We start from the raw sequence: 18,364 nt of genomic DNA, 5'->3' as shown, positions 1-18,364 counted from the left end.
ACGATTCGTATATGACGTACACTTTCCCCGAGAGGCGCCCCCCATGTCCGACATCACCGCCGCCACCGGTCCCTTCGACCCGCAGGGCATCCGGCTGGGCATCGTCCGCGGCATCAGCTACGGCCTGTTCGGCAAGCCTGACGAGTTCGTTCCCCAGGCGCGCTCCCTGGGGGCGCAACTGGTGCGCGCCTACGTGTACTGGGGCCAGGTCGAGCCGGAACCCGGCCGCTACACCTGGGAGACCGTCGACGCGCTGCTGGACCAGCTGGACGGCGACGAGGAGGTATGGATCACCCTGTGCTCCAGCTCGCCGTGGGCGACCCGGCAGCCGACCGACTTCCTCCCCCCGTCCCCGGCTCACGACCTGACCGCCTATGGCGAATTCGTCCGTCAGGTGGTGAGCCACTGCGCGGGACGGGTGCACTACTGGCAGTGCGACAACGAGCCGAGCAACACCGACCTGCTGTGGGCCGGCACCTCCGCCGAATATGTCGCACAGCTCGAGACCATGTACGCCGCGGTCAAGGACGCCGACCCCGCCGCCGCCGTCGTCCTCGGCGGCTGCGGTTACGACGTGTTCAGCAGCGAGGACGGCAGCGCCGCTCGGCTGTTCTTCGATCACGTGGTGTCCGCGGGACGCGACGCCTTCGACCTGTTCGACGTGCACCTGTACGGCGACGCCTCCACGATCCCGGCGAGTCTCGACGGCGCCAGGCGGCTGATGCGCGCCCACGGCTATCTCAAACCGATCGTGGTCGGCGAGTACGCCGCACCGGTGCCGTTCGAGTTCCCCGAGGTCGGAGCGGTCATGTACGAGACCCTCGCGAGCGCGTTCACTGACGTGCCCGCGACGCAGAGCACCGAGGAACTCATCGAACGGGCGGGTCAGGACACTCCCGAGCGGCGTGCCATGACCGCGCTGTACGACCGGATGTCCCAGCTGCCGCCGAAGCTGCAGATGTTCCTGGCCGATTGCCCCGCCGACCTGGAGGCCAGACGGCACCGGATCAACTGCCGCCAGCTCGTCATGTGCAATCTGCTGACTCTGGCCGAGGGGGTCCGACGCACCGTGTACTGGAACCTCGCGCCCGAGGTCCCCGGACCGGTCGACCCCCGCCAGGTGATGCACCTGATGTTCGGGAAGCTCGCCCTGCTCGACTACCGGGGCACCTCACTCAGCGCCCGGCACCCGGCGGCGGACACGTTCGCCCTGCTCGCCGAGCAGCTCGCGGGGGTGTCGCGCGTGACCCGCGTGGAGGTCGCCGACCGGCCCACGCTGTACGCGTTCCAGGTCGATCGCACCGGCCGCGGGCCGCTGCTCGTGCTCTGGGACCACCGGGACGTGTTCGACGGGGAGGACGAACCACCGGTCACCGTGACCTGGCCATGGCCCGCCTCGACCGCCACCGTGATCGATGCGCTCGGCGACACCCCCGCCACCGAGATCCACGACGGGCAGCTGATTCTGCAGGTCTCGCTCACACCGATGTTCGTCAGCGCCTGACCTGCCGTCCGTCCCGGACATCCGGCCGGCATTCTCCCGGAATGCGTGGCATCACAGATCTGTCAGGACGTGGTGTCCGGCCGCCAGATCCAGTTCTGCCGGACGTACAACTGCCGCATCCCGGCTCTGAGCATGTTGTTCAGCGACGGATTGCTCTCGCCTTCCGCGGGCCGCCCGGTTTCGGCGACGAGCCATCGGCAGCCCGCGTTCGCGGCCTCCTTGGCACGAGCCGACAGCAGCGCCGACTGCGCCCCGCGATTGCGGTGACCGGGCAGCGTCGAGCCGGTGTTCAACGAGCCGACCTCTCCGTCGACGAAGAGATTGGCGCCGGCGACCAGGGCGTCACCGTCCCAGACCGCGAACGTCCGGAAGTCCGGGTGCCCGACGCTGGCCGTCAGCATCTCGGCGACGCCCTCCGGCGGCATGCCGAACCCGCGCAGGACGACCGAGGCCCACTCCTCCGCGTCGTCGGGACCCACCGGCCCGACGCGCATTCCGGTCTGCCCCGGGCTGAAGGCGTCGACCGGGCACCACAGCTTCACGATCTGCGACCCCGGCCGCAGATCATGCCTGGCCCGGATGTCGTCCCAGTCCGGCGGCAACACGGACGGGGCAATCTGGATCACCGCGCCCCTGCTGTCTTCCCCGCGATAGAAATCCACCACACGGTCGATGAGATCAGGGGTGATCGGCTCGTCGAAGCCGAATCCGAGCGCCTTGCTCCAGTAGCCCGTCGGATCCCGGAGCATCGACAGGGCGACGCCTCCGCCGATGCGGGTGGTCGTGACCCCGAACGCGGACCGCGTGGCCGCCGGCATGTTCGACTCGTACTGGTACATGAACTCCGCCTCGGCGCCTTCGGCGAGAGCGGTCGGGACTGTTCGCGACATGATCTTCCTTGCTGGGTTGCTGCGGTACGTCCCGGATGGCTGACGCCCGCTGTGGAACCTGACACCCGCAAGATGCATCGATCATGCGGAAAGTTCGATTCCCGGCGAAATCCGCTGCGATAGGGGGTCCCCGTGGCCCGCCGGGCCGACGTGAGACACCGTCACCGTACGGGGTGGAACAGCCTGACCCTCCGGACCCGGCCCGCCTCGAGGAAGTTCACCCACACGACCGCAGGCGGGCAGTGGAAGGGATCGTCAGACGGGTTGATCAGGTCGTTCTCCCAGATGACCACCCCGCGACCGGCCACGACGTTCGCCAGGCGATGGCGTACGCCGTCACCGAGATCGCGTTCCATCGCCGTCACCAGGTAGTCGAAACCCTTCGTGCGCTTGCCCTGAGGCCAGGTCACCTCCACCTCCGGCGACCAGAGCGCCGCCAGCGCCTGGGCGAACGAGCCGTGATGCGCGGCCCGCAGCGTCTCCTCGGCCTCCCTGCGACGCGCGTCGGTCAGCGCCGCGACGTCGTCGTGGGCCCGGCTCGCCGTCGCCAGCAGGGCCTCGGACAGCTTGGCCCGCGCCTGGCTGAGCCGGCTGCGCACCGTGCCGACGGGAACCGCGCACAATTCCGCGATGTGCTCGTAGGCCGTCACCTCGGTGAAGTAGCGCAACATCATCACCAGCCGGAGATCCGGCGACAGTTCCCCGACGGCGTGCCAGACCCAGTCCCGCATGGCGTACCGGTCCAGGAGGCGCTCCAGATCGGACTCACCGCGGGGCGGCGGCGCCAGTGCTTCGAGATCTCCCACGGGGACCGGCGTCCTGGTGCGGATCTGCATCCGGCAGGCGTTGCGGACGACCGTCCGCAACCACGGCGCCAGCGCGGCCGGATCACGGACGTCCCCGATACGGCGCAACGCGATCAGGGCGGCCTCCTGGACGGCGTCCTCCGCGTCGGGGCCGTGCCCCAGGATGCTCAGCGCGACCGCGCGCATGCCCGCCTGGTGCCGGGCCAGCAACAGGCCGAGGGCGTGGACATCGCCAGATTGCGCCTCTCGGACCAGATCAGCGTCGGCCGGCACGACGTTCCCCATGCCGCCAAGGCTACAAACACCTTCCGACCTGCGACGACGGGTGCCTGCCCGGCTACGGCCGCCGGCCCGGCATCGCTCATGGGGCTCACAGAAAAAGACGACGGACCTGTCACGAACGCGAGGGCTGCCCTGTCTTAGCTGGTTGACCGTTACGAACGGGCCGTTCACGCCGATCATCCGGACTGCCGAAGGAGTGAAGATGACCTCGACCGCGCCCACCCAGTGGCCGGCCCAGCAGGACCGGTTCACCGCCGACGCCGCCCACGAACTCTGCACTCCTCTCGCCGGGCTCAGGGCACAGCTGGAAGAGGCGCTGCTGCATCCCGGCGAGACCGACCTGCCCCGGCTCCTCGACGCCGCGCTCCGTGACGTCGACCGGCTCGAAGCGATCACCGCCGACCTTCTGCTGCTCACACAGGTCGCGGCCGGCACGCACCTCAAGCACCAGACCGTCGATCTCACCGACACGGTCCGCACCCATGCCATCCGGTGGACGGGCCGCCCCGAGATCCGGCTGCGGACCGCGCCCGCGGTCACCGTTCACGCGGCCCCCGCGTACCTGGCGAGACTGGTCACCAATCTGATCGACAACGCCCGACGGCACGCCCGACAGTCGATACAGGTCCAGGTACGCCACTACGACGCCCTCGCCGAACTCACCGTCACCGACGACGGGCCCGGCATCCCCGCGCAGGACCGCGAACGCGTCTTCGAACGCTTCACCCGGCTCGACTCCGCCCGCTGCCGCCGCCGCGGAGGCACCGGCCTCGGCCTGGCCATCGCCCGTGACATCGCCCACGCCCACGCCGGCACCCTGCATGTGGAGGACGCCCCCGGAGGCGGCGCGCGTTTCGTGCTGCGGCTCCCCCTCGCCCGCTACGTCGCGGTTCAGCCGTGACGATCCACGACCCGTCGTGACCGATCGTGACCGTGCGTGGGCCTTCCTGGCAGGGGTGCGCGTCCCGCCTCGCCACGATTTCCGGACCCCCGGCGACGCCGGTGAGGGTGCGCCGTCCCCCCTTCGTAGGCTGGAATGAGCTCGGATACAGGGGGAGGCGGTCGCGATCATGCCATCAGGAGACTCCGAGGCGGCGAGTGCACTCGATCAGGCCGCCTCGGTCTTCCTCGGCCTGCGTCCTCGGCTCTTCGGCATCGCGTACCGCATGCTCGGCAGCTCGGCGGAGGCCGAGGACATCGTTCAGGAGGTCTGGGTACGGTGGCAGACCACGGACCGCACGGCGGTGCTGGACCCCGCGGCCTTTCTGGCGACGGCGACGACCCGACTGGCGATCAACCTCGCCCAATCCGCTCGCAAACGGCGCGAAACCTACGTCGGCCCCTGGCTTCCCGAACCGGTGGACACCGGCGCAGACCCCGAAGCCGGAGCCGAGCGCGGCGAGGAACTGGAACTCGCGGTTCTGCTCCTGCTGGAGAGACTTTCGCCCACCGAACGAGCGGCATACGTCCTGCGGGAGTCGTTCGACTATCCGTACGGCCAGATCGCGGCCATCCTCAAAATGAGTGAGACGAACACCCGGCAACTCGTCAGCCGCGCGCGCAAACGCATCGCCGCCGAGCGCCGCACGCCGGTGAGTTCGGCCGCGCATCGACGCCTCCTGACGGCCTTCCTGGCCGCCGCCCAGACGGGCGACCTCGCCGTCCTGGAAGAGCTCTTCGCCGCGGATGTCGTCAACTATTCCGACGGTGGAGGTGCCGTACGCGGCGCTTCTCGGATACCCGTGATCGGCCGTACCCGCGTCGCGAAGTTCATGAAGGCGTTCGCGCCACGGTTCTGGCCGGGCACGACGATCGATTGGGTCGAAGCGAACGGACGACCAGGCGTGCTGATCTCGCACGGTGACACCGTCACCGCCTTCGTGACCATCAGCGCCTCCGCGCGGGGAATCGACCAGATCCTGTGGGTGATGAACCCGGCCAAGCTCGCCGGCGTCTCGCCCGGGCCTGCCGGGTGATCCGCTCGCGGCTTCACGCCGATTCCGCCGTCACCTCGCCACTCTGCCGAGCAGGTCTCGGATCGCCTGGACCACGGCGTCCTTCCCCATGGCGGTGAGAACGATCATCGGCGTGTCCGGGGTGGCTCCCGCGTGGCGGACGTCATCGTGGAACCGGCGCAAGCGCGGCGTCACTCGAAGAGCCGCGCCGAGCAGCCGCAGCCGGGCGAGGGGCCCGAGCAGCCGATTCGGCGCGTACTCCGGGCAGTCCTCGTGCCCGGGGTCCAGCAGGAGGAGCCCGGCCACCTCGCCGGGGAAGCGCCGGGCGTAGTCGCGCGCGTAGAGCCCGACCAGGGAGTGGCCGACCAGCACGTAGGGCCCCGGGATGCCGGCCGCGCACAGAAGGTTCCGCAACTCGTCGGTGACATCGGTGGCGGAGCGGGTCAGCGGGACCTGTTCGCTCCAGCCCGTCCCGGCGCGGTCGTAAAGCACACTGGTGGTGAACATGCTGACTTCGTCATGGATGTTCAGGTGGTCGCGGCCGATCAGCCCGGCTCCCGGCAGGAACACGACGGCCGGGCCTCCGGTGCCCGAATGGTGTAGGGCCAGCCGTCTCCCTCCGTCCTCGTGGCGACGGCCCGCCGCCGGCATGCCGTCCCCGGCGCCGCCGGCGTGTCCGGGTGAGACGAGCGCGGCCGCCACGCCGGTGGCGAAGGACAGGGCCACCATTTCGGCGGGCTCGACAGCCCCCGGTTCTGCCGTCGTCCGCCGATGCCGATCGCTCCACTTGTGCCGCATCGTGACTCCCTGTGGTGTGAAGGACCGCAGTCCATGACCACTTGGAGTGTCAGCCGCGCGGGTTCCGCCGCACTATCGCCGCGCTATCACCGCGGACTCGGACGCTCGCCGGCCTGAGCGGCGGCTCTTCCGGCGCCGTCCCGGTGGTCTTCCTGACGTTCACGAGGGCTGGTCACCGGTGCGTTGCGGCGCCGCCTGCGCGTGGTGGTCCAGCAGGCGGGTCAGGAGCCGGGTGAGCTGGTCGCGTTCGGGCTGAGTCAGCGGCGCCAGCAGGTCGTCCTGGATGGTGGCGAGCAACTCGTCGAGCCTGCCGAGACGGCGGCGGCCCTGGGAGGTCATGGTGATCACGTTGCGGCGGCGGTCGGCGGGATCCGGTGCGCGTTCGACGAGGCCGCGGTCGGCGAGTTCGTTGATGACCGCGACCAGGTCACTTCGATAGATGCCGGTGCGGCGGCTCAGCACCGCCTGACTGGCCGGGCCGAACTCCCGGAGTGTGACGAGCACGGCGTAGTGCCATTTGCGAGCGTCCGCACCGGCCAGCCCCTCGCTCACGAGGCGGTCGGCGTGCAGCGCGGTCAGCGACAGCAGCCGGCTCGGCAGGCTCCGCAGTCGGGCGGGTGTCGCCTGGTCATGCCCGGCGTCCGCCATGTCGGCGGTACGGGGGTCGGTCCTGCTGCTCATGCCGGTGATCCTACTCGATTGCGTTAGTCGCCCTAACGATGTACTTTCGTTAGCGCCACGAACGTTAGTGGCATAAACGTTTAGACGGCGAACGAAGGTGGCTCGTCATGCCCACGATCGATGTGCTCGACTCGACGATGTACTACGAGGAGACGGGGAGCGGGACCCCTCTCGTCTTCCTCCACGGCAACCCGACCTCGTCACACCTGTGGCGGCGGGTGCTGCCCCGCATCGGCCGGCCCGGCCGCTGCCTCGCCCCCGACCTGATCGGGATGGGCCGCTCGGGCAGGCCCGACACGCCCTACCGGTTCGCCGATCACGCCCGCTATCTCGATGCCTGGTTCGACGAACTCGGGCTGGACGACGTGGTCCTCATCGGGCAGGACTGGGGCGGGGCGCTCGCCTTCGACTGGGCGGCCCGCCATCCCGGGCGGACCCGCGGTGTGGCGTTCATGGAGACGATCATCCGGCCGTTGGCGTGGGAGGAGTTCCCCGCCGCCGCGCGATCCCGCTTCGAGGCGTTCCGTACGCCCGGGGTCGGCGAGTCGCTGGTGCTCGACCAGAACGTCTTCATGGGGAGCTTCGGCCAGACCGTGCTGACCGGGCTGAGCGAGGAGGACCTGGAGGTGTACGGCGCGCCTTATCCGACCCGCGAGAGCCGGCGCCCGCTGCTGCAGTGGCCGCGCTCCCTACCGCTCGACGGCGAGCCGGCCGACGTGGTCGGCCGCATCCGGGCATACGACGACTGGCTCGCGGGCAGCGGGGACGTGCCGAAGCTGCTCCTGACCTTCGACTCGTCGCCGACCCTGATGGTCGGGGAAGAGCTGATCGCCTGGTGCGCGGCGAACATCGCCGGGCTGGAGATCGAGCACTGTGGTCCGGCGGGCCACCTCGCGCCGGAGGACCAGCCCGAGTCCATCGCGACGGCCGTCACCGAGTGGGCGGATCGGCACCGGCTCCGCTCAGCTGACGCCCCGCGGATCCGGGCCGACGCGACCGAAGCCGGCTGACGACCGTCCGCGGCTTCGGTCATGCTTCCTCAGCCGCCTACAGCGCGGCCGCGATCCGCCCGACCCCCGGACCGGACACGCCAGAGAGCCCCGCGGCTCGCCCGGTCGCCAGAAGGAGCAGATCACCTCCGGGCCCTCGGACCTCGTCGGGGCCGTCACCTGCCGACCAGTCCAGGTCGGTGGCGACCAGCCGCGTGCCCCGCAGACGCTTGGGAGCGCCGTAGAAGCCGGTGCCCAGGACGCGGCCGAGCGCCGCGATCACCCGCTCCGCGGGCATCTCCCGCACGCGCCCGAGCGGTCGCGCGACGTCCTGCCCGTGCACCAGCGCGTCGACGAGCGGATCCAGCGGACGGGAACCGGGATCGCGGAGAGGTGAGCCGGCCGTCTTGCGGAACCGCGCGACGAGTTCCGCCGGCCCGAACCTGGCCGCGCGTTCCCGTGCCTGGTCGGCGATCATCCGGTTGAAGTCACCACGCGCGCGGATCACACCCTTGGCCGTGTCGAGGAGCGCCGTGCGCATCGACACGGTGCGCGCGGACGTCGTCAGGTGGGCGGCCACATCGTGCATCGTCCAGCCGGGGCAGAGGGAGGCCTGCTTCCACTCGTGATCGTCGAGGTCATCGAGGAAGTCGGCCAGGCTGAGCCGTTCGGCCTCCACCCAAGAAAGGATCTCGTCACGGTCCATGTCCAGCTCTCCTCGCCAGGTAGTGCGTGTGAAGCCGGCGACTGGAGTGTTCCGCCGCGGTTCACAGAAGCCTCCCATTCGCCCCGATGCCCCGCTGGCCGTACGACGCCGACGGCTCGTGCCGTCCGCGGGACGTCAGCGCTGGATGGATTTGGTCTCGAGGAACTCCTCCAGACCGTAACGGCCGAACTCGCGGCCGTTGCCGGACTGCTTGTATCCGCCGAACGGCGCGAGGGGATTCCACTGACCGCCGTTGACGTCGACCTGCCCGGTGCGCAGCCGCCGGGCGATCGAGAGCGCGCGGTCCTCGCCGCCGAACACCGCCCCGGTGAGCCCGTACATCGTGCTGTTGGCGATCTCGACGGCCTGGTCGTCGTCCACGTACGGAATGATCGTCAGGACGGGCCCGAAGATCTCCTCCTGGGCGATCACCGCGTCCGGGGCCACATGAGTGAAGATCGTCGGCCGGACGTACGCGCCCTCGTGAAAGCCGTCGGGCTTCCCGGGCCCGCCGAACGCGAGCGTGGCCCCGTCGGCGACGCCCCGCCGGATGTAGCCGTCGACCCGCTCGCGCTGCGCCTCCGAGGCCATCGGACCGACGCGGGTGGCCTCGTCGGCCGGGTCGCCGACGGTGTACTCGGCGGCGGCCGCCACGGCCAGTTCGACGATCTCGTCGTGCAGTGACGCCGGGACGAGCATCCGCGGCCACCCGCCGCACACCTGCCCCCCGTTGGAGAAGGCGAACGCCACGCCTTGCTGTACGGCCTGGGCCAGGTCGGCGTCGTCGAGGATCACGTTGGCGGACTTGCCGCCGAGTTCCAGCGCGACCCGCTTGACGGTCTCCGACGCGACGGCCGAGACCCGCCTGCCCGCCCGGGTGGAGCCGGTGAACGACACCATGTCGACACCGGGGTGCGCCGCGATCGCCTCGCCGACGACCGGCCCCGTGCCGTGGACGACGTTGAAAACGCCCGCGGGCAGCCCCGCCTCTGCGGCGACCTCGGCGAGGATCCCCGCCGTCAGAGGTGCGATCTCCGACGGCTTGAGGACCACGGTGTTACCGGCCAGCAGCGCGGGCGCCGCCTTCGAGACGATCTGCTGCAGGGGGAAGTTCCACGGCGTGATGGCGCCGACGACGCCGATCGGCTCGCGCACCACCAGCGAGTTGCCGATCTCCTGCGTCCAGTCGAAACCGGCGGCGAGTCCGGCGAAGGTGGCGGCCACCATGATCGGCAGGCCTGCCTGCGCTTGCCGGGACAGCGTGATGGGAGCGCCCATCTCGCTGGTGATCGTGGTGGCGATCTCCTCAAGCCGGTTCCGCAGGCCCTCGGAGATGCGGCCGACGACCGCGGCGCGTTCGGCCGGGTCCGTGGCGGCCCACCCGGGGAAGGCCGCCGTCGCGGCGGCGACGGCCCGGTCGACGTCGGCGGCGGTGCCCGACGGCACCTGGGAGACGACCTCACCGGTCGCCGGGTTGACGACGTCGATCATGTCGGTGGTTCCGGCGACGGCCTCGCCGCCGATCCAATGGGTTGACGCACTCAGCGCTTTCGTAGTCATGAACCCACCGTCGCGGTCGCGGACGACGAGAGGAATGTCCTCCCGATCCCTGGATACGACCCCCTCTTTTTCAGGGGCGCTCATCCCAGGATCGGCAGTGCATGGATGGGAGGCCCCGGTCCCGTCACGCTTGGCACCGCGGGGGAAACATCCCTGACCACGCATTTGTTGTAAACGGCGGGACCGCGCCGTCATCTGAGACCTCGTAGAGCCTGAGATTTCGTAGAGCCTGAGACCTCGTAGAGGAGGACCGAGCCGTGGACCGGGCCCGACTGGCCGACTTCCTGCGCTCCCGCCGGCAGGCGCTGCAACCGGAGGACGTGGGACTCCCCCGCGGCCGCCGGAGGCGTACCGACGGCCTGCGCCGCGAGGAGGTCGCCGTGTTGTCCGACATGTCGGCCGACTACTACAGCAGGCTCGAGCAGCAGCGCGGGCCGCACCCGTCGGAGCAGATGCTCGCCGCGCTCGCCCGCGGCCTGCGCCTGTCCCTCGAGGAACGCGATCACCTGTTCCGCCTCGCGGGCCACGCCACCCCGCGACGCGTCCCTCGTACGGACCACATCGAGCCGGGCATGATGCGCATCTTCGACGGACTCGAGGACGCCGCCGCCCAGGTCGTGAACCACGTCGGGGAGACCCTGACGCAGACACGACTGTCGAAGGCGCTGATCGGCGACGAGAGCGTGCACACCGGGTCGGCGCGCAGCCTGCACTATCGGTGGTTCACCGATCCGGCGACGCGGTCGATCTATCCCGAGGATGACCACCCGATCCACAGCAGGCTGATCGCGGCGAACCTGCACCGCGTGTACACGCGCGACGGCGCGGACTCCCGCGCCGCGGCGATCGTCGACGCCCTGCTCGCCCAGAGCCCCGAATTCGCCGGAATCTGGAGCGGGCACCCCGTCACAGGCTCGTACTGCCCGCCCAAACGGGTGCTGCACCCGCAACTCGGCCTGCTCGAGTTGCACTGCCAGACGCTGCTCGACCCCGACCAGTCCCAGATGCTGGTCGTCTACACCGCGACGCCGGGAAGCGAGAGCTACGAGAAGCTCCAACTACTGTCCGTGATCGGTGCGGGGCTGGACTGAGGACGGGGAAGGCCCGGGACAACCTCCGCACGGGGTGCCGTTAGGCTGCGGGGCATGCGTGATCACGGCGAGGATCCGCGCCCCGCTCACGGCGCGGTGCGAGAGGTGTACGACGTGGAGCGGGCCGCGGCCCTGGAGTACTCCCCCGACCTGGACGGCCTGGCCGACCCCGGAGAGATCGTGTGGGCCTGGGTCCCGTACGAGGAGGACCCCGCGCGGGGCAAGGACCGGCCCCTGCTTCTCGTCGGCCGTCATGGACGCCGGGTGCTGGGCATGATGCTGACCAGTCGCGAGCCCGACCGGGGTTATGAGGACGAGGCGCTGGCGCTCGGCTCGGGCACGTGGGATCGCGAGGGCCGGGACTCCTACCTGCGGCTGGACCGGATCTTCGAACTCGACGAGGACGACATCCGCCGCGAGGGCGCCATCCTCGACGGGGAGAGGTTCGCCCGCGTCGCCGCGGTCCTGCACCACCGCTACGGCTGGCGGTTCGCGTAGCCGGCCCGCATTGAGCCCGAGTCGGCCGGTCGATCGCGTAGCCGGCTCACATTGAGCCGAGTCGGCCGATCGATCGCCCGCACGAGATGGGGGCTCTGAGCGCGGAGATCGCCCCCACTACGATGACCGCGTGGCATTGAGAGATTCCCCGCCCCGGCCGCCTGAGCTGCAGCAACGCAATTCCGGCAACACAGGTGACCGCGATCTCACAGTGCGTGGCCGACTGGTCCCGGAAATGCGGGGGCCTGCCCTGTGGGGCTGGCTCGGTCCGTTACTCGTCACCGTTTTCGGCGCCTATCTGCGATTCTTCAGGCTCGGAGAGCCGAAAGCAGTCGTCTTCGATGAGACTTTCTACGCCAAGGACGCGTACGCCCTCATCAGGTTCGGCGTCGAACAATCGACGCTGGGCACGATCGAGAATCCCATCGCCGACACCCGACTGCTGGCGGGGAACACCGATGTCTTCGTGCGCTGTCCTCCGCAGCCTCTTTCGGAGTGCGCCGCCTACATAGCCCACCCGCCGCTGGGCAAATGGATGATCGGCCTGGGGGAATTCCTCTTCGGGATGACGCCCTTCGGATGGCGCGTCATGGCCGCGCTGGTGGGGTCGCTTTCCATCCTCATCTTGGCCCGTACGGCTCGCCGCATGACGCGTTCGACGATTCTCGGTTGCCTCGCGGGATTCCTACTCGCCCTGGACGCCCTGGAATTCACGGCGAGCAGATTCGCTCTGCTCGATGTATTCCTGATGTTCTGGATCCTGGCCGGGTTCGCCTGCCTCGTCGTCGACCGCGACAGATACCGTGAGCGGATCGCGGACTGGCACGAGTCCGGCAGGTCGCCCGCGGCGAGCCCGTCATCGGGTGTCCGGTGGTGGCGACTGGGGGCGGGCCTGTGCCTCGGCGCGGCCTGCGCCGTCAAATGGAGCGGCGTCTTCTTCCTCATCGGATTCGCGATCATGTCGCTGGCCTGGGACGCCGGAGCCCGCAAGACAGTCGGGATCCGCAGGCCGTACTTCGGGATGCTTCCGAGCCAGTTGCCAGGCGTCTCCGTCATGCTGGGTGTGATCCCCGGCCTTGTCTATCTCCTTTCATGGACAGGCTGGTTCGCCTCGGGCAGGGGCTATGGACGCAACTGGGACCAGGCCACATCGGCCGGTCCCGTCTATTTCGTCATCGACTCGCTTCGGTCGTGGTGGAGTTACCAGACGAGTGTGCTGGGTTTCCACACCGGCCTGAAGACCAGCCATCCCTACATGTCGGAGCCGTGGAGCTGGCCGTTGCTGCTGCGGCCCGTCCCCTATTTCTATGAGTCGAAAAAGGGGTGCGGTTCCGCGAATTGCACCCAGGCGGTGCTGGGGACCGGCACGCCACTCATCTGGTACGCGGCGATAATCGCGCTCGTCGGCATGATCGTTTGGTATACCGCGTCCCGTGACTGGCGCGCCGGTGCGGTTCTGCTCACCTACGCGGTGGGCTGGTTGCCGTGGTTCTACTACGCGATTTTCGATCAGCGGACCATGTTCCTGTTCTATGCGCTGCCGATGGTTCCGTTCATGATTCTCGCGATCGTCCTCGCGGCCGGACTCGTCATCGGCCGCGTGCGGGCCTCGCCGTTCCGACGGACGTTGGGGGCATCCGCCGTGGGCGCGTTCGCGCTGCTGGTGCTGGTCGATTTCTGGTGGCTCTACCCGGTGCTCACCGCGGAGAACATCCCGTATGACTCCTGGCACGCCCGCATGCTCTTCGCATCGTGGATCTGACGAATACGTTCCTGCCTGGGCTCCCTGCGGAAACGGGCGAATGACCACGCCTGTCGCGCCGCATCGATTTCCCCGGGATCGCGCTCAGACGAAAGCCGGCTCCCGCCGTCCGCGTCCCCCGCATGGGCGCACTCGACGCCGAAGGTTCACACGTCCTTAAACTCCGGCTTATTTCAACCTTGACTCAAGGATGTCAAGATCCTACCGTGATCCTTGATCAAGGTGCATGACGTCGCACCCCTCGGGGGCCATGGCCATTTCAATCTCCCAGGAATATGAGGAGGTTCGATGCGACAGGTGTCACCCGGGGAATCGGCGGACGGCGCGCCTGCGATCACAAGCCGGCGGCGGCGCCGGTTCGGAAGGCTGTCGTTCTCCATCCGCGCCCTCGTGGCCGCCATCGCGATACTCGTCGCCTTCCCCGGCGTCGCCTTCGCGGATCCGCCGTCGGCCCTCGACTGGGCGGCTCCGTGGCCCGACCGCATTTACGAGCCGGGTTTCGACTACGACGGCGACGGGTGCTACCCCACTCCGGCGATCGGGCGCGACGGAACGATCGCTCCCGGCCTGTCTCTGGGCGGGGCCGAGAACGGCCACTGCCGCGACTCCTGGGATCTCGACAACACCAACGCCTATTCGCGAGTCAAGTGCAACAACGGCTGGTGCGCGTACATGTACGCGCTCTACTTCGAGAAGGACCAGGCGGCTCTGGGGCCCGGCAGCGCCGGGCACCGGCACGACTGGGAGCACGTCGTGGTCTGGGTGCAGGGCGAGTGGGGCATGTACGTCTCCGCGTCCGCCCACGGCAAGTACTCGACCCGCGCGAGAAACGACATTCCCTGGGACGAAACAGGAAAGCATCCGCTGATCGTCTACCACAAGGACGGCATCAGCACGCACTGCTTCCGTTTCGCGAATTTCGGCGAACAGCCGGAGAACCACAAGGGATGGTGGCAGTGGCCGCCGTTGATCGGCTGGGACAATTACCCGCCCGGCTTCCGTGACCTCCTGGTCAACCACGATTTCGGCAGCGCCCAATTCGGACTCAGGGACGGCTGGTTCGAGGGGGAGCTCGCGAAGGCCAAGCCGTCCGGCATCCCGTTCGACCCCTACGCCTGAGCCGTACGCCAGGGCCACATGAGAAGCGGCCACCGCGTGATCATTTACAGATCACTCGGTGGCCGCGGGCCCTCCGGCCTCATCAGGCGATCATGCGGGAGGCCCCGACTGCAGCGTGGTCCCGATGCCTGTCTTCGGCCCGTTCGGGTCGTACTTCGTCCGGAGACCCGCCTGCGAGAACGCTTTCGCGATCCGTGGCGTGAGCGTCTTCATGTACGTCGCGGTGACGTGCGACTCCGTCCGATAAACGAGGACGTTTCCGATGACCGGCGAGCAGCGCGCCGTCGGGCAGATGGCGTCAGAGAGATCGACGACCGAGACGTGCTCCATCCCCGCGGCGGCCTTCTTCTGTGTCGGCGCCGCACTGGGGAATTCGTCGCGGGCGAACGCGCAGGCGGACAGCCGGTCCGGGTTCTTCTCGACGCACTCGTAGACTTCCATGCCGGGGTTGGGATTGTCGGCGAGGACGAGGACCTGCATGCCCGCGCCGGTGAGCGCCGACCATGATTTCCGCAGCCCCGAGGCCATCAGCGCGACGGACTCCCTCCCGTCGGCGGAGACCGCCGCGGGCGTGAATTGGGACGTGAGCACATAGTCGGGCTTCTCGGTTTCGAGAAGGTAGTCGAGAAGCCGGGAATTCCATTGAGTGCACGATGGATAGGGCATTCCCGTGCCGTTCAACACCCTCGCGGAATAGAAGCCGCACCTCGACTTCGTGAAGATCGTCAGGCGCCAGTCGTTCTGTGTGGCGAGTATCTGGAGAGCAGGCAGCCATTGCGCGATCTTGGAGTCGCCGACGGCGGCGACCCTGGTCTTCGACTTCGGGTTCCCGTAGGTACAGGCGAGCAACTTCGCGGAAGTCTGGTCCTGATGACATCCGTTGGCATAGACGTCAGGCACGTCCTTGGGCGCCGACAACGGATCCGGCACCATGTAGGCGACGTGTTCGGGTGCCGCTCCGGCCGGGTCGTCGCGGGGGTCGGCCTTCAGCACGGCCGCACCCGGCGCCGGCCGGGCCGAGGCGTCGACGGCCGTGGCCGCGCCCGTCACCGTCTGGAGCAGGACGATCCCCGCCACGACGCCCACGAGAGTGAAGTTGGCTCCCATGCTCAGCGCCAGGCCAGGTGAACCGGATATCGCCTTGGAATGGCGCAGCGGGTTCTCGATCAGACGATGCGTGAGCCACGCCGGGACGACCGACACCAAGGCCACCAACAGTCCACGGCTGACCGGCAGGCCGCCCCAGTGCGCCGTCGCCGTCACAAGCAGCGGCCAGTGCCACAGGTACAGCGAATAGGAGAGGCCGCCGACCCACCGGAAGGGGCGGATCCCCAGCAGCGACTCGGGTCCGCCGCCGACCCCGGCGCACCCCGCCGCGATCACGGCCGCCGTGCCGAGCACGGGAAGTGCGGCGTGGAAACCCGGCCACGCCGTCTTGCCACTGAACACCAGAGCAGACGCTGCGATGCAGCCGACGCCGGCCCATCCGATCACAATGGCCCATATCCGGGGAAGTCGCGCGCACTGCGTGACTCCGAGGGACAACGCCCCGCCGACCGCCAGTTCCCACATCCGGGTGGGCGTCACGAAGAACGCACTGTCAGGGGAGTACGCCGTCTCGGTGATGGAGTACACGAACGACGGCACGGCGACCACGGCGAGGACGATCCATACGAACGGCTTCGCGCGCTTGCGCATCAGCCTCGCCAGGAGTGCCACCAGGATGATCAGCAGGGGCCACACGACGTAGTACTGCTCTTCGACCGCGAGAGACCAGAAGTGCTGGACGGGTGACGGGTCGATGCCCTCGGCCAGGTAGTCGACCGACCTGGCCGCGAAGCGCCAGTTCACCACGTACAAGGCGGAGCCGACGATGTCCCCGCCGATGGCCTCCCACTGGGTTCGCGGGATGAAGGCGAGAACCAGCGCGAGGGTCGCGACGAGGACGGTGGCCACCGCCGGCAGGAGTCGCTTGGCCCGGCGGGCGTAGAACCGCAGCAGAGATATCGAGCCAGAGCGTTCCAGCTCTGAGACGAGTTGCGTCGTGATCAGGAATCCCGAAATCACCAGGAAGACATCGACGCCGACGAATCCACCGGGCAGGAACGGCAGACCCGCGTGGTAGAGGACGACAAGGGCGACGGCGATCGCCCGAAGGCCCTCGATGTCGCCTCGCTGGCGTGACGCACGGCCGGGCGCCTCGTTCGGGCCGGCCGCCTCGTTCGGGCCGGCGGCATGCCGCCGGACGACGCGGTGATGAATCGCGATGTTCGACCCCCCAGGCCCCGGGGCGCCGGTCATGAGCGACTAGACAGACGCGGCATTCACGGTAAAACCCCATTTCTCGGGGCGAGATAGTACACCAAGGGCCCTGCGTGGGTTAGCTGCCAAATCCCCTTTGGCGCGGGCTTCTCCGCAGGCCTCTCGAAGCGGCGCCTGACGCCTATGGAGCTACGCCGCGTGGAGCGTGAGCACGGTGATCTCGCTCGGCGCGAAGACCCTGAACGGCGGTCCCCAGAAACCGGTGCCCCGGCTCGTGTAGAGCTGTGTACGGTCCCCGTGCCGGCTCAGGCCCTGGACCGTGGGCTGGTCGACGCGCACGAGGAAATGGAAGGGCCAGATCTGGCCGCCGTGGGTGTGCCCGGAGATCTGCAGATCGACGCCGTGCGCGATGGCCGCGTCGATCTGCTTCGGCTGGTGGGCGAGCAGCAGTACGGGAAGGTCCGGGTCGGCGTCCGAGAGGGCCGCAGCGTGGTCGGCATGGTGGCCGGGGCGCCCCGAGGACGCGGCGGTCGCGTCGTCGACGCCGGCGACGACGAGTCGGGAACCGTCGCGCTCCACGACGATGTGCCGATTGTGGAGGGGCTCCCAGCCGAGCTCCCGCATGTGGTCGAGCCAGCCCTGGGCCTCGCCGAAGTACTCGTGGTTCCCGGTCACATAGGTCCTGGCCAGCCGGGCACGGACGTCGCCGAGCGGCGCGGCCTGCTCCCGTCGTTCTGACACCGTGCCGTCGGCGATGTCTCCGGTGTGGCACACGATGTCGGCATCGAGTTCGTTGACGGCCGCGACGACCCCTGCCGACCAGCGGGCCCGGTTGATCGGGCCGTAGTGGGTGTCGGTCAGCAGGACGACCCGGACGCCGTCCAGGCCTGTGCCCAACCGGGGGATCGTGACGTCCACCCGCCTCACGCGGGGCACGCGCATCGCCTCGGTGTACCCCCAGAGCAGCAGCACGAGCGACACGACGGCGGTCGCGGCGGCGACGACCCGGGACCTGGCCGGGTCCGCGACACCGGCGACCACGAGCGCGAGCCGCAGCACGTTGCCGAGCAACGCCCAGACGAACATCACCCAGATCGCGCCGAGGATCGTGTCCCCGGCACGTGCCGCCCAGTCCCGGCGGCGGCGACCGTGCCCGAGATACATGAGCACCGGAAACGCGGCGAGCGCGCCGACGAACACGATCGTGCCGGCGACGACGACGGCCGACGGCCACCGCGTGCTGGCGACGACCAAGGTCCACCACGGCACACCGAACAGCAATGCCAGGACAGCGATGATCGTCAGGCCGAACAGCAACGGCCGCATCGATCGCCTCGCCGGCGCCGCCTGCGCCGCTTCACCAGCTGACACTGCCGGACTCCTCGGGTTGTGGGTCCGTGAATCATGACACCTCGGACGCCCTGCCGACCATACGCGCCCAGCGCCTCTCGGTCGGCATCA

16 protein-coding genes are annotated in these 18,364 nt (G+C 69.1%); 8 read left to right on the top strand and 8 right to left on the bottom strand.

Translation table 11 applies throughout. The annotated features are described in order from the left end of the window. The first annotated feature begins 43 nt into the window (after positions 1-43). Complete coding sequence (locus Pmi06nite_RS29595; RefSeq protein WP_203956432.1) at positions 44-1,504, top strand: hypothetical protein; 1,461 nt, start codon at positions 44-46, stop codon at positions 1,502-1,504. Between the two features lie 62 nt (positions 1,505-1,566). On the opposite strand, the gene Pmi06nite_RS29590 is transcribed toward Pmi06nite_RS29595, so the two are convergent. Both Pmi06nite_RS29590 and Pmi06nite_RS29585 read right to left on the bottom strand, forming a co-directional pair. After that, positions 1,567-2,394, bottom strand: coding sequence for a GNAT family N-acetyltransferase (locus Pmi06nite_RS29590; protein ID WP_203956431.1), 828 nt, complete (start codon positions 2,392-2,394; stop codon positions 1,567-1,569). 161 nt (positions 2,395-2,555) lie between these two features. Continuing rightward, complete coding sequence (locus Pmi06nite_RS29585; RefSeq protein ID WP_203956430.1) at positions 2,556-3,485, bottom strand: RNA polymerase sigma factor; 930 nt, start codon at positions 3,483-3,485, stop codon at positions 2,556-2,558. A 199-nt stretch (positions 3,486-3,684) separates the two neighbouring features. On the opposite strand from Pmi06nite_RS29585, the gene Pmi06nite_RS29580 reads away from it, so the two are divergent. Continuing rightward, the gene (locus Pmi06nite_RS29580) at positions 3,685-4,383 is read left to right on the top strand and encodes a sensor histidine kinase (protein ID WP_203956429.1); all 699 of its coding nucleotides are present in this window, start codon (positions 3,685-3,687) and stop codon (positions 4,381-4,383) included. Positions 4,384-4,552: 169 nt separating this feature from the next. Then, positions 4,553-5,458 (top strand): RNA polymerase sigma-70 factor, encoded by a 906-nt coding sequence (locus tag Pmi06nite_RS29575; RefSeq protein ID WP_203956428.1) that lies wholly within the window; start codon positions 4,553-4,555, stop codon positions 5,456-5,458. A gap of 30 nt (positions 5,459-5,488) precedes the next feature. Here the strand turns inward: Pmi06nite_RS29575 and Pmi06nite_RS29570 are convergent, their stop codons facing one another. Together Pmi06nite_RS29570 and Pmi06nite_RS29565 are read right to left on the bottom strand one after the other, a co-directional pair. Further along, on the bottom strand, positions 5,489-6,235 hold the full coding sequence (locus Pmi06nite_RS29570; RefSeq protein ID WP_203956427.1) for an alpha/beta fold hydrolase: 747 nt from the start codon (positions 6,233-6,235) through the stop codon (positions 5,489-5,491). Positions 6,236-6,394: 159 nt separating this feature from the next. Further along, a complete protein-coding gene (locus Pmi06nite_RS29565) occupies positions 6,395-6,916 on the bottom strand; it encodes a MarR family winged helix-turn-helix transcriptional regulator (RefSeq protein WP_239114280.1) in 522 nt (173 codons plus the stop codon). A 107-nt stretch (positions 6,917-7,023) separates the two neighbouring features. On the opposite strand from Pmi06nite_RS29565, the gene Pmi06nite_RS29560 reads away from it, so the two are divergent. After that, positions 7,024-7,926, top strand: a complete 903-nt coding sequence (locus Pmi06nite_RS29560; protein WP_203956426.1) for a haloalkane dehalogenase — start codon at positions 7,024-7,026, stop codon at positions 7,924-7,926. Positions 7,927-7,963: 37 nt separating this feature from the next. On the opposite strand, the gene Pmi06nite_RS29555 is transcribed toward Pmi06nite_RS29560, so the two are convergent. Continuing rightward, positions 7,964-8,611 carry a maleylpyruvate isomerase family mycothiol-dependent enzyme gene (locus Pmi06nite_RS29555; protein ID WP_203956425.1) on the bottom strand — a complete coding sequence of 216 codons (648 nt, stop codon included), beginning with the start codon at positions 8,609-8,611 and terminating at the stop codon, positions 7,964-7,966. Positions 8,612-8,746: 135 nt separating this feature from the next. Next, a complete protein-coding gene (locus Pmi06nite_RS29550) occupies positions 8,747-10,171 on the bottom strand; it encodes an aldehyde dehydrogenase family protein (protein ID WP_203956424.1) in 1,425 nt (474 codons plus the stop codon). Between the two features lie 257 nt (positions 10,172-10,428). On the opposite strand from Pmi06nite_RS29550, the gene Pmi06nite_RS29545 reads away from it, so the two are divergent. From Pmi06nite_RS29545 to Pmi06nite_RS29530, 4 genes are all read left to right on the top strand, one after another. After that, positions 10,429-11,262: a helix-turn-helix transcriptional regulator gene (locus Pmi06nite_RS29545; protein WP_203956423.1), complete on the top strand. Its 834-nt coding sequence runs from the start codon at positions 10,429-10,431 to the stop codon at positions 11,260-11,262. A gap of 54 nt (positions 11,263-11,316) precedes the next feature. Continuing rightward, complete coding sequence (locus Pmi06nite_RS29540) at positions 11,317-11,760, top strand: type II toxin-antitoxin system PemK/MazF family toxin (protein WP_203956422.1); 444 nt, start codon at positions 11,317-11,319, stop codon at positions 11,758-11,760. Between the two features lie 130 nt (positions 11,761-11,890). After that, entirely contained in the window at positions 11,891-13,522 is a 1,632-nt protein-coding gene (locus Pmi06nite_RS29535) for a dolichyl-phosphate-mannose--protein mannosyltransferase (RefSeq protein WP_308442537.1), read from the top strand. Between the two features lie 288 nt (positions 13,523-13,810). After that, positions 13,811-14,641, top strand: a complete 831-nt coding sequence (locus Pmi06nite_RS29530) for an NPP1 family protein (RefSeq protein WP_203956421.1) — start codon at positions 13,811-13,813, stop codon at positions 14,639-14,641. A 90-nt stretch (positions 14,642-14,731) separates the two neighbouring features. Here Pmi06nite_RS29530 and Pmi06nite_RS29525 read toward each other — a convergent pair whose 3' ends face one another. Beyond that, on the bottom strand, positions 14,732-16,942 hold the full coding sequence (locus Pmi06nite_RS29525; protein WP_203956420.1) for an acyltransferase family protein: 2,211 nt from the start codon (positions 16,940-16,942) through the stop codon (positions 14,732-14,734). Between the two features lie 150 nt (positions 16,943-17,092). Beyond that, a complete protein-coding gene (locus Pmi06nite_RS29520; protein ID WP_239114279.1) occupies positions 17,093-18,274 on the bottom strand; it encodes a metallophosphoesterase in 1,182 nt (393 codons plus the stop codon). Between the last annotated feature and the right edge of the window lie 90 nt (positions 18,275-18,364).

It is taken from the genome of Planotetraspora mira, from assembly GCF_016863275.1.
Lineage (GTDB): Bacteria > Actinomycetota > Actinomycetes > Streptosporangiales > Streptosporangiaceae > Planotetraspora > Planotetraspora mira.
Note: the sequence above shows the minus strand (reverse complement) of the source record. Positions and strands in the feature narration are given on the sequence as shown.